Origin of the sequence: Streptomyces sp. NPDC047108, assembly GCF_040643575.1 — a bacterium.
Classification (GTDB): Bacteria; Actinomycetota; Actinomycetes; order Streptomycetales; family Streptomycetaceae; genus Streptomyces.
Map to the genome: position 1 here is coordinate 1 of NZ_JBEYUP010000021.1, position 12809 is coordinate 12809.

Sequence of the window (12809 nt, forward strand, 5' to 3'; positions counted from 1 at the left end):
GAGTTCTCGCGTCAGCGGGGGTTGGCTGCGGATGGTCGGTGCAAGGCGTTCGCGGAGGGTGCGGATGGTACGGGGTGGGGTGAGGGTGTCGGTGTCCTGGTGGTGGAGCGGCTTTCGGATGCCCGGCGTCTTGGGCATCGGGTGCTGGCGGTGGTTGCCGGGTCGGCGGTCAATCAGGATGGTGCGTCGAATGGTTTGACGGCGCCGAACGGTCCGTCGCAGCAGCGGGTGATTCGTGCGGCGCTCTCCGGTGCGGGGTTGAAGCCTGGGGATGTGGATGCGGTGGAGGCGCACGGCACGGGCACGGCTTTGGGTGATCCGATCGAGGCGCAGGCGCTGCTGGCGACCTATGGTCAGGATCGTGAACGGCCGTTGTGGCTGGGGTCGGTGAAGTCCAACATCGGTCATACACAGGCCGCCGCTGGTGTCGCGGGGGTCATCAAGATGGTGCTGGCCATGCAGCACGGAACCCTGCCCCGCACCCTGCACGCCGACGAACCCACCACCCGCGTCGACTGGACGGCCGGCGACGTACGGCTGGTCCACGAGAACACCGACTGGCCGCGAGTGGGGGACCGCCCGCGGCAGGCGGGCGTGTCGGCGTTCGGCGTCTCCGGCACCAACGCCCATGTCGTCCTGGAGCAGGCCCCCGACGAGCCGGCCCCCGAGCCCGGCATGCCCGACCCCGTCGCGCCGGAGCTGCGTCTGCCGTCCGCGGCGGTGCCGTGGACGGTCACCGGCCGTACTCCCGCGGCCCTGCGCGACCAGGCCCGGCGGCTGGCCGAATTCGTACGGTCCCGCCCCGAGACCGACCCCGCGCGCACCGCCGCCGCGCTGCTCACCACTCGGTCCGTGTTCGAGGAACGGGCCGTGGTGCTCGGCGCCGACCGCGACGAACTGCTGCGCGGTCTGGACGCCCTGGCCGCCGGCCACGCGCGGCCCGGCCTGGTCACCGGATCCGCCACCGGGGCCGGCCGTACCGCGTTCCTCTTCGCCGGCCAGGGCTCACAACGACTCGGCATGGGCCGGGAGTTGTACGACACGTACGAGGTCTTCGCGGACGCCTTCGACGAGGTGTGCGCCCAGGTCGACACCGTTCTCGAACGGCCCCTGCACGAGGTCGTGTTCGGCACGGAACCCGACCTGCTGAACCGCACCGAGTACGCGCAACCCGCCCTCTTCGCCCTGGAAGTCGCCCTGTTCCGGCTCGCCGAGTCCTTCGGCGTACGCCCCGACGTGCTCCTCGGGCACTCGGTGGGCGAGCTGGCAGCCGCCCACGTGGCGGGGGTGTGGTCGCCGGCCGACGCCTGCAAGCTGGTGGTGGCGCGAGGACAGATGATGCAGGCGCTCCCCGCGGGCGGTGCCATGGTCTCCCTCCAGCTGCCCGAGGACGAGGTGCTGCCTCTGCTGGAAGGGCGTACCGACCGGATCGGGGTCGCAGCCGTCAACGGGCCCCTGGCCACGGTGATCTCCGGAGTCGCCACCGATGTCGAGGAGATCGCGGAACGGGCGAGGGAGCAGGGCCACCGCGTCACCGCCCTGCGGGTGAGCCACGCCTTCCACTCGCCGCTGATGGGCCCGATGCTGCGCGACTTCCGACGCGTCGCCGAGTCGCTGGAGTTCCACCCGCCGCGCCTGACGCTCGTCTCCGACCTCACCGGCCGTCCGGCCGACCCCGATGACCTGGCCGACCCCGACTACTGGGTACGGCACGTGCGACACGCCGTCCGCTTCGCCGACGGCGTCCGCGCCCTGACGGATCTCGGCGTCACGCGCTGCCTCGAACTCGGCCCCGACGGGACGCTGTCCGGGCTGGCGGCGCAGAGCCTGCCGCCACAGGAAGACGTACTCGCCGTCCCGTCCCAGCACAAGGACCAGTCCGGTCCGCGGGCCTTCGAGACCGCTCTCGCCGCGCTCTACACGCGCGGTGCTCCCGTCGACTGGACGACATGCCTCACCGGCACCGGCACCGGCACTGGCACCGCGACGGGCACGGGGAGGGGCACGGGGACGGGGACGGGGACCGGGAACGAAACCGCCTCTGTCCCCCCGCCCACGCCGCCCGAGCCGCTGCCGACCTACGCCTTCCAGCGACGCCGTGCCTGGCTGCCCGCCGCGCCCTCCGGCGGCGCCGGCATGCGTGCCGCGGGCCTCGGCGCCGCCCGGCACCCCCTGCTCGGCGCCGCCGTCGAACTCGCCGATGCCGGCGGCATCCTGCTCACCGGTCGGCTCTCCGCACGGTCGCTGCCCTGGCTCGCGGACCGTGAGACGGCGGGCGCCCCCCTGCTGCCCGAGTCCGTCCTGGTCGAACTGGCCGTCCGGGCCGGTGACGAGGCCGGCTGCACGGTCCTGGAAGAGCTGACCCTGCGCGAGCCGCTGCCCCTGCCCCGACACGGCGCGGTGCGCATGCAGATCCTGGTCGGCGCCGCCGACGACACGGGACGGCGAACCGTGGCCGTCCACTCCCGGCCGGACGACGACGAGGGAGACCAGCCCTGGCGCTGCCATGCCGAGGGCACCCTCACCTCGGCCGCCCGGCCCGCCGGGGATGCGCCCGGTACCGGCGTCTGGCCGCCCGAGCAGGCCGAACCGGTCGACGTGGACGGCCTGTACGACATGCTGGCGCTGCGCGGCCACTCCTACGGTCCTGCGTTCCGCGGCGTACGCGCCCTGTGGCGGCGCGGCGCCGAACTCTTCGCCGACCTCGCCGTCCCGGACGAGCTGCGCGGCCAGGACGCCGGGGACTTCGGCCTGCACCCCGCGCTGCTCGACAGCGCCGTGCAGACGGTCCTGTCGGCCGCGCCGGAGCCCGGCGAGGGCCGGATCGCGCTGCCGCTCGGCTGGCACGGGGTGACCGTGCACGCGACCGGGGCGGTGACCGCGCGGCTGAAGGCCGGCGGCGCGGGAACGGACCGGGTGTCGTTCGGTCTCACGGACACCGAGGGACGCCCTCTGGCCGACATCGACGCCCTTGACCTGAGCTCCGTACCCGTGACGGACCTCGCGGCGGGCCGGCCGGTCGACGGGCTGTACACGCTGGAATGGACCCCGGTGTCCGGCCGGACCGCCGACGCCGTCCCCGCCGGGCGTGAGAACGGCGGCTGGGCGGTGCTGGGTCCGGACGGCCAGGAACTGGCCGCCGACTTGGGCGAGCAAGGCGTTCCCGTCCGTGCCCACCACGACCTCGCCGCCCTGCGGGCCGCCCTCGACGAGGGAGCGGAACCGCCCGCGACGGTGCTGCTCCCGGTCGGCTCCACCGGCATCCCCGCCGACGGGGCCGACCTCGCCGCGGCGGCCCAGGACGCCACCGCGACCGTTCTCGCCACCCTCCAGGAGTGGCTGGCCGACGAGCGCTTCGACGCGGTCCGACTCGCGGTGCTCACCCAGCATGCTGTGGCTGCCGCCCCCGGCGAGCCCGTACCCGGCCTCGTGCACGCCCCGGTCCAGGGGCTGGTGCGTACGGCCCAGTCGGAGCACCCCGGCCGATTCCTGCTCATCGACCGCGACACGGCCGGCCGTCTGCCCGCCTCCGCCCTGCGGAGCGAGGAGCCCCAACTCGCCGTACGCGGCGACGCGTTGCTGGCGCCCCGGGTGGTCCGCGCGCCACGGACTCCCGCCGAGGAACCTCCGCGCCCCGCCCCGGGGGACGCGCCGCGTCCCTCCGATGAAGCGCCGCACACCGCCTCCGAGCAGGCGTCGCCACCCGCCGGCCAGGACGTGCCGCACCCGGCCGACGACACGCCGCCCGCGTTCGGTCCGGACGGTACGGTTCTGATCACCGGCGGCACCGGTGGCCTGGGTGCCCTGGCCGCCCGGCACCTGGTGACCGAGCACGGAGTCCGACGCCTGGTGCTGGTCAGCCGCCGGGGCGCCGATGCGCCCGGCGCGGGCGAACTGCGTGAGGAACTGACCTCGCTCGGCGCCGAGGTGGCGGTCGAGGCGTGCGACGTCGCCGACCGCGCCGCCCTGGCCGCCTGCCTCGCCGGAGTGCCGGACGAGCACCCGCTCGCCGCGGTCGTCCACACCGCCGGAGTCCTCGACGACGGCCTGCTCACCTCCCTCACCCCGGAGCGCCTGGCCACGGTCTTCCGGGCCAAGGTGGCCGCCGCCGCGCATCTGCACGAGCTGACGCAGCATCAAGACCTCTCCGCCTTCGTGGTGTTCTCCTCGGCGGCGGGCCTGCTCGGCAACCCGGGCCAGGCCAACTACGCGGCCGCCAACACCTTCCTCGACGCCCTCGCCCAGCACCGCCGCGCCACCGGGCTGCCGATGACATCACTGGCGTGGGGACCGTGGGAGCGATTCGGCGGCATGACGGCCGGCCTGGACCGCACCCGGACCGCCCGGATGGCCGCCCAGGGCGTGATCCCGCTCTCCGCCGAGCACGGCCTGTCCCTGTTCGACGCCGGGGCCTCCGCCGACCGGGCGCTGCTGCTGGCGATGCGGCTCGACACCGGCGCCCTGCGGTCCCGCGCCGAATCCGGCGAACTGCCGTTCCTGCTGCGCGGACTGCTGCGGGTCACCGTCCGTCGCGACGCGGGCGCCGGAGCCGGCCCGGGCGGCGGGTTCGCGCGACGCCTCGCCTCGCTGCCCCGGGCCCGGCGGCACCGGGCGGTGGCCGAGCTCGTCACCGGGCAGGTCGCCGCACTGCTCGGCTACGAGAGCGCCGAACGCGTGGGCTCCGACAAGCCGTTCAAGGAGCTGGGCTTCGACTCGCTCGCCGCTGTCAATCTGCGCAACCGGCTCGGTCAGGAGACCGGCCTGCGCCTGCCCGCCACCCTCGTCTACGACCACCCGACCGCCGGCGCCCTCATCCGTCACCTGGCCACCGAATTGGGCCTGGACGGCGAACAGCGCGACAGCGACGACGCCCCGGTCCTCCCCGGCGCGGTCGCGGCCGACGCCGACCCGGTAGTGATCGTCGGGATGGGCTGCCGCTTCCCCGGCGGAGCCGATTCCCCCGAAGCCCTCTGGCGGCTTGTCGCCGCGGGCGCCGACGGGCTGGGGCCTTTCCCCACCGACCGCGGCTGGGACCTCGACGCGCTCTACGACCAGGACTCCGACCGTCCCGGCACCACGTACGTCCGCGAGGCCGGATTCCTCTACGACTCGGGCCAGTTCGACGCCGAGCTGTTCGGCATCTCCCCCCGCGAGGCGCTGGCCATGGACCCGCAGCAGAGGCTGCTGCTGGAGACCGCGTGGGAGGTGTTCGAACGGGCCGGGATCGCTCCCGCCTCCCTCAAGGGCAGCCGTACCGGCGTGTTCGCGGGCGTGACCTACCACGACTACGCGTCCGGCATGCAGATGGGCACGGCGGGCAACGTGGCCGCGGGCCGGGTCTCGTACGCCTTCGGTCTGGAGGGCCCCTCGGTCGCGGTGGACACGGCCTGTTCGTCCTCCCTGGTCGCCCTGCATCTGGCGGCGCAGGAGCTGCGCGCCGGCCACTGCGATCTCGCGCTGGCCGGCGGTGTGGCGGTCATGTCGCAGCCGGACCCGTACGTGGGGTTCAGCCGGGAACGCACGCTTGCCGCGGACGGCCGGTGCAAGCCGTTCTCGGCCGACGCCGACGGCACCAACTGGGCCGAGGGCGTCGGACTGTTGCTGCTGGAGCGCCTCTCCGACGCCCGGCGGCGCGGCCACACCGTCCTCGCCCGGATCGCGGGCAGCGGCATCAACCAGGACGGTGCCTCCAACGGACTGACCGCCCCGAGTGGCCCCGCCCAGCAGCGCTTGATCCGCCAGGTGCTGGCCTCCGCCGGGCTGGTCTCCGCCGACGTGGACGCCGTCGAGGCGCACGGCACCGGAACCCCGCTCGGCGATCCGATCGAAGCCCAGGCGCTCGTGGCCACCTACGGGCGGAACCGTGAACGGCCGCTGTGGCTCGGCTCGATGAAGGCCAATGTCGGCCACACCCAGGCGGCTTCGGGTGCGGGCGGCATCATCAAGATGATCATGGCGATGCGCCACGGTGTCCTGCCCCGCACCCCGCATGCGGACCGGCCCTCCCCGCACGTCGACTGGTCAGCGAACTCCGTCGAGCTGCTGCGCGACGACGTGCCCTGGCCGCGCGGCGACCGCCCGCGCCGGGCTGGCGTCTCCTCCTTCGGCATCAGCGGCACCAATGCCCACGTGATCATCGAAGAGCCGCCCCGCGAGGGAGCGGACGGAGCGGACGGAGCGGACGGAGAAGGCGGTGCCGGTGGTCCCGGCACCCCCGAGGTCCCGGCCGACGACCGCGGCCGGACCGGCGTCCCGGCCCTGCCCGGACGCATCCCGCTGCCGCTGTCCGCCCGCAGCCGCGAGGCGCTGCGCGGCCAGGCGGCCAGGCTGCACGCCTTCCTGGCGGACGAACCGGCGCCGCGGCTCCACGACGTGGCACTGTCCCTGGCCACCACACGTTCCGCCCTGGACCACCGCACCGTTCCGACGGTGTCCGACCACCCCGGCGCACTGCGCATCCTCAAGGCACTCGCGGACGGCACGGAACCCGACACCCCGGTCATCAGCGGCACCGCCCGGCCGGGGTCCGAGGAACCGCCCGTCGTCCTCGCCTTCCCGCCCGCCGACGCCGGGTGGACGGCGAGCGCCGCCCCGCTGGCCGAGTCCGCCCCGGTGTTCGCCGAGACGCTCAGGACTTGCGGACGGGCGCTTAAGGGACAGGTCGACTGGATGCCCGCGGACGTCCTGGCCGGCCGTACCGCCCCCGACTGGCAGCAGCGCCCGGACATCGCCGGACCGCTCGGCTGGGCGGTGGCCGTTGCCCTGGCCGCACAACTGCGCGCCTACGGAGTCGAGCCCGCCGCCGTGACAGGGCAGGGATACGGCGAGATCGCGGCGGCCTGTGCCGCCGGGTTGCTGCCCCTGGAGACCGGAGCCCGCCTCGCGGTGCACCACGGCCGTGCGGTGGAGACCAGCGCGCCGCCGGTCCGTTTCGCCCCTGCGGAGGTGCCCTTCTGCTCGGCGGTGACCGGCGGTTGGCTGGACGCGGGGGAGGAGACCGACCCCGAACGCTGGGCCGCGGACCTGGCGGAGGCGCCCGGCCGGAAGGGGCAGGTGCTGCGGACACTGCTCGACAGCGGGCACCGCACCATGGTCGTCCTCGGCGCGGAACTCCTCGGCGACGGACGGGACGACGACGCCGGCTCGGAGCAGGACGAGGCGACGGCCCTTCCGGGCGGAGGCTCCGAAGAGGGCGGGCAGGCCGACCTGTTGCCGCTCATCGGCCCGGACGGACCCGACCTGACGGCTCTCCTCGCGCATCTGCACGTCCGGGGTGTCGAGATCGACTGGGACACCGTGTTCGCCTCCACCGGTGCCCGCCGGGTGCCGCTGCCGACGTACGCCTTCCACCGCCGCCACTACTGGATGCTTCCGGCCGGGCGTCCCGGCGGCGAGACGCCCGCCGCCGGGCACGGCGGCGCGGCGGAGGACGGGCACCCCCTGCTGGACTCGGCCGTCGAACTCCCGGAGCAGGGCGGTCTGTTGCTCACCGGCGGGCTGTCCCGCGCCGCCGCCCGGCAGTGGGCGGCCGCCCCGGCGGGGGACGGTGCGGTCGAGGCGGCCGGTTCGGTCCTGGTCGAACTCGCCGTGCGGGCCGGCGACCGGGTCGGCTGCGACCGTATCGCCGAACTGACCGCGGAGGCCCCGCTGCTCCTGCCCGAGCAGGACGACCTCCGGCTGCGCGTGACGGTCGGTGAACCGGATGCGTCGGGGGAGCGGTCCCTGCGGATCCACTCCCGGCCCGCGGGCGCGCTGCCCAGCGTGCCCTGGACCCGTCACGCCCACGGCGTGCTGTGTTCCGCCGGGAGTACGGCCTCCTTCGACCTGGAGATCTGGCCGCCCGGCGAGGCGGAGCCCATCGACCTCGGCGGCCTGCCCGAGCCGCCCGCCGAAGGACTCCGGTGCCTGTGGCGGCAGGGGGACGACCTGTTCGCCGAGGTCGCGCTGACCGCCGAACAGCGGCCCGAGGGCGCCCGGTACGGCCTGCACCCGGCTCTGCTGGACACCGCCCTGCGGAGCCTCGCTCTCACGCAGGACACCCGCCCGGCGGATCCCCCTCCGCTGCCCGACTCCTGGCGTCAGGTGACGCTGTACGCCGAAGGCGCCACGGCGCTGCGCGTACGGCTGACCCGGACCGGTACCGACACCGTCGCCGTCGACGTGGCCGACGACACCGGACTGCCCGTCGCCTCGATCGGCGCGGTCCGGCTCAGCCCCGCCGATCCCGCACGTCTCACCGGCGCCCGCATCGCCCAGCACGGCCCGCTCCTCCGGCTGCAGTGGCCGGTCACCACCTGCGAGTCCCCCGAGGCCCGACCCCGCTGGGTGATCGTCGGCGCCGACACGCTCGGCGCACGTGCGGCCCTGATGAAGGCGGGCCTCTACACCGAGGCGTACGACACCCTGGGCCGCCTCCAGAAGGCGGTGGACTCCGGTGTTGCCGCACCCGATGCGGTACTGGTCGGCTGCGTACCCGATCCCGCGGACGCCACGGCCGCCCAACTGGTCCGGTACGCGGCCGAAGTGGTCGGCGAATGGCTGTCCGACGAGCGGTTCGCCGAGGCGCGGCTGGTGTTCCTCACCCAGGGCTCGCTCGCGGCCGCCGACGGCACCGGGGCGGCGGACCCGGCGGCCGCCGCCGTATGGGGCCTGATCCGCTCGGCACAGCAGGTCGACCCCGGCCGGCTGGTCCTGGCCGACGTGGACGGCACCCGTGCATCCTGGCGCACCCTCCCGGGCGCCCTCGCCCTGCCCGAGCCGCAACTGGCCGTCGTCGGCGGCGCCGTGCACGTACCCCGGCTCGCCGCCGTACCGGCCGCGGCGGACGGCACGGGCCTGCCGTTCGATCCGGCGGGCACGGTTCTGGTCACCGGCGCCCTCCGTCCGGCCGGTGCCGCGGTCGTACGCCACCTGGTGGCCGAGCGAGGCGTACGGCGTCTGCTGCTGGCCTCCGCGGGGAACGGCGACGGGCTCGCCCGGCTCGAGACGGAACTGATCGCGCTGGGCGCCGACGTGACCGTCGCCGACTGCGATCCCGCCGACCGGGAGGCGCTGGCCGCGCTGCTGGAGTCGGTTCCGGACAGCCATCCGCCGGCCGCCGTGATGCACGCGGCGGAGGTGCCGGAACCCGGCGACGGTGCGGACGCGGAGGAGGAGCTTCTGGAGAGGGAGCTGCGGGCCGCACTGAACCTCGCCGAACTGACGGAACATCAGAGTTTCTTCTCGGCCGCTCCCTTGGTCTTCCTCTCGTCCGCCGCCGGCACGCTGGGATTCGCAGGGCGCGGCGGCGAGGGCGCACTGAGCGCCTTCCTCGACGCCCTCGCATCGCGCCGGCGCGCCACGGGACTGCCGGGGACGTCGGTGACCTGGGGGCCCTGGGACATCGAGGGCCGAGCGACGGGTGGCGCCCCCGCGGGTGCGGGACGGCTCTCCCGCGCCGCCGGACTGGACCTGTTCGATGCCGCGTGCGCCCTCGACGCTCCCACAGCCGTCCTCCTCCGCCCGGACACCGGCGTCCTCGTCGGCGGCGACGCGAGCCTGCCCGCGCCGCTGCGCGGCCTGGCCGGGCCACCGCCCCGGCGCCGGGTGGGGCAGGGCGGGAGCGCGGGAGTCCTCAGCGCGCTGCGGCGCCGTCTGGCCGGTCTTGACGAGGGCGAACGCGACGCCGTCCTCATGGACCTCGTGCGCGCGGACGTCGCGGCGGTGCTCGACTACCCGTCGCCCGAGGCCGTGGAGGCCACGCGCGCCTTCCGGGACATCGGCCTGAACTCGCTCACCGCGTTCGCCCTGCGCAACCGGCTGCGCGAGACCACAGGACTGAGGCTCCCCGCCGCCCTGCTGTTCGAGGTCGACACCCCCGAGCGGCTGGCGACACACCTCAAGGAGGAGGTCATGCGCCCATGACGTCCGCGGCCGCGCCACACCCCGCCCATGCCCCGACATGCAAGGAGAGCAGCAGCAGATGAAGACGGACGGTGTCTACGTCGACACGGTCGGGGCGTACATCCCGGACCGGTGGATCAGCGTCGAGCAGGCGGTCGAGGAAGGGCTCTACGACGAGTTCTCCGTCCAGTACGGGACCGGGCTCACCGCCGCGTACATCGCGGGCGACCTGCCCGCGCTGGACATGGCGGTGTCGGCCGCCCGGCAGGCGTTCCGCCGGTCCACCGACGAGGTCGCGGACCTCGACTTCCACGTGCACTGCACCGCCGTGCAGCACGGTCCCGAAGGCTTCTACGCCCCCGGCTACGTGCTGCGGGAGCTGGGGGCGAGCGGGGTGCCCAGCACCGACGTGCGCCAGCACTCCAACGGTCTGCTGGCCGGCTTCGAAGTCGCCATCGGCCAGTTGACGGGGGCCGCCGGTGCCGAGACCGCGCTGGTGACCGCGGCGGAGAACTTCACCAGTCCGCTGATCGACCGGTGGACGGGGTTCGGCACCGGGTTCACCGCCAGCGACGGCGGCGCCGCCGTTCTGCTCAGCGGCAAGGGCGGGTTCGCGGCGCTGCGCGCGCTGAACTCGGGGACCAGGCCGGAACTGGAGCAATGGCACCGTGGCGAGGAATCGTTGCTGCCGTTCCGGGGCGAGGAGCGCAAGGCGTCCGGCACGATGGAGCTGCTGACCTACTTCAACCAGCACGTGATGCCGCTCGACAAGTGCATGGAGATCATGTGCGACTTCGAGCTGAACGTCGTGCACCGGTCGCTGGTGGACGCCGGGCTGAACGCGGCGGACCTGCGATGGGTGGTGGCCGCGAACAGCGACTCCCGCATGATCGACCAGACCAAGATGCAGCCACTGGGCCTGCCGATGTCCCGTTCCACCTGGGAGTTCGGCAAGGAGTACGGTCACATGGGCGCCTGCGACATGGCGGTCTCCCTCAACCACCTGCTCCTCAACGGCATGCTGTCCCCGGGCGACCACATCCTGATGACGACGTCGGCCTCGGGATGGGTGTCCACCTCGGCCGTGCTCACGATCCTGGAGCTGCCGGCGTGGGCCCAGGAGGAGCCGGTGTCCTGAGCGCTCGCGAACCCCGGGCCCGCGCCGCAGGTCCGGGGTGTCGCGAGGCGCGCGAGGGGTCTTTCGTCCGGGCCGGGTGGCCGGGGCCGACGAGGTGTGATGCCGCGGGGCGTCAGGGCGGCCCCGGAGCATCACACCTCGGGAACATCACACCTCGCGCTTGGCGTACACCATCGAGTAGCGGAAGACCTCCGGCAGGTTCGCCGCACTCTCCACCGTCACGGCGAAGCCCTGGGCGTCGAGGATGTCCCGTACCGCGTCCAGACGGCCGTCGAGGTCCTGCACCTCGACGACGGCCTGACGCACCCGTTGCCAGTCCGCCGCGTCCAGGCCCTCCATGACCTCCAGTTCGGCGCCCTCCACATCGATCTTGAGCAGGTCGATCGGCCCCTCGGGCGCCCACCCCGACAGTACGTCGGAGAGCCGGTTGACCTCGGCCTCCACCTCGAACCCGGCCATGATGCGGTCCAGCGCCTCCTGGCCGATCTGCTCGACCGTGAGCTCCTGACCGACCTTCTTCTGCTCCGGGTAACGCGTCGAATTGCCGGGCAGGGCCGGGTAGAAGGTGAAGCGGACCTGGTCCTCGTGGCGGCGGCCGAGCGCCGAGCGCATCACGTCGACATCCTTCGCGCCGTGGCTGTCCAGGTTCTCCAACAGTGCCTGGTGGATCGCCGGAATCGGCTCGAAGGCCAGGATTTTCGCGCTCGGGAATTCCTGTTTGACGAAGAGGGAGAACAGGCCCACATTCGCGCCGGCGTCCACGATCCGCGAGGAGTCGGAGAGCTGGATTCCGTGCTTGAGATAGGTGCGCTCGACGAATATCTCGTTGTAGATGAAGTCGACTTCGGAGAACAGTGCGCCCTCCGTCTGCGGCACGAAGACGGAAACGCCCTCGGCGACCTGAACGGGCCGGATGTCGGTCATGAAAGCTCCCTGAAGCCGTGGATTGCCGCTCAGTGTGTCCCGCGCGACGCCGGTAATCTCCTAGACTTCCGTGCCCCGGCTCGCCGTTCGCCGTTCAGGCATCCCGGTTGCGCAGCACCAGATAGCCGCCGATCAGCGCCGCGCCCACCCACAGCATCATGATGGCGAGACCGCCGCCCGGGCCGTACGGGACATCGGATTTGTCCACCACCCGTGCCATCGCGTTACCGGCCTGGTCGGGAAGGTAATGCGCGACCTTTTTGGCCCCGGGCACCGAGGACAGAATCTGGGTCACGAGGAAGAACAGCGGCATGAGAATGCCCATGGACAGCATGGAACTGCGCAGCATGGTGGCCACGCCCATCGAGAACACGGCCATCAGCGTCATGTAGAGCCCGGCGCCCAGAGTCGCGCGCAGCACGTTGTCCGCGTCCAGTGTGGTGCTGTGGGAACCCAGCACGGCCTGCCCGGCGAAGAAGGTCGTAAAGCTGGTGATCATGCCGACCACCAGAGCGGCACCGGTCGCGACCGTCACCTTGCTCAGATAGAAGAGGCCGCGCCGGGGCACCGCGGCCAGCGAATTGCGGATCATGCCGGTGCTGTATTCGGAGCCGACCACCATGACCCCGAACGCGATCATCGCGAGCTGGCCGAGGACGCCACCGGTGAAACTGGTGCCGGCCGCGTCGAAGGCGATCCTGTCCGCCCGGGACAGGTCGTCGTACCGGGCGTTGGACAGCGCGCTCACCAGGGTGCCGAAGGCCACGGTGACGGCGAAGGCGGCGAACAGGGTCCACCCCGTCGAGCGGACCGAGGAGAGTTTGGCCCACTCGGAGCGGAGAGCCGCGGTGGATGCGGACATCGG

The 12809-nt window shown here is 73.4% G+C and carries 4 protein-coding genes; 2 read left to right on the forward strand and 2 right to left on the reverse strand.

Going from position 1 to position 12809, the window contains the following annotated elements; all coding sequences use genetic code 11:
- The first annotated feature begins 21 nt into the window (after nt 1–21).
- Together ABZ822_RS27750 and ABZ822_RS27755 are read left to right on the forward strand one after the other, a co-directional pair.
- Complete coding sequence (locus tag ABZ822_RS27750; RefSeq protein WP_360859991.1) at nt 22–9903, forward strand: type I polyketide synthase; 9882 nt, start codon at nt 22–24, stop codon at nt 9901–9903.
- 58 nt (nt 9904–9961) lie between these two features.
- Nucleotides 9962–11020, forward strand: coding sequence for a ketoacyl-ACP synthase III family protein (locus tag ABZ822_RS27755; RefSeq protein ID WP_360859994.1), 1059 nt, complete (start codon nt 9962–9964; stop codon nt 11018–11020).
- A gap of 147 nt (nt 11021–11167) precedes the next feature.
- Here the strand turns inward: ABZ822_RS27755 and ABZ822_RS27760 are convergent, their stop codons facing one another.
- Both ABZ822_RS27760 and ABZ822_RS27765 read right to left on the reverse strand, forming a co-directional pair.
- Nucleotides 11168–11944, reverse strand: a complete 777-nt coding sequence (locus ABZ822_RS27760; protein ID WP_360859997.1) for an FkbM family methyltransferase — start codon at nt 11942–11944, stop codon at nt 11168–11170.
- Nucleotides 11945–12038: 94 nt separating this feature from the next.
- Nucleotides 12039–12806, reverse strand: coding sequence for an ABC transporter permease (locus ABZ822_RS27765; RefSeq protein ID WP_360860000.1), 768 nt, complete (start codon nt 12804–12806; stop codon nt 12039–12041).
- Between the last annotated feature and the right edge of the window lie 3 nt (nt 12807–12809).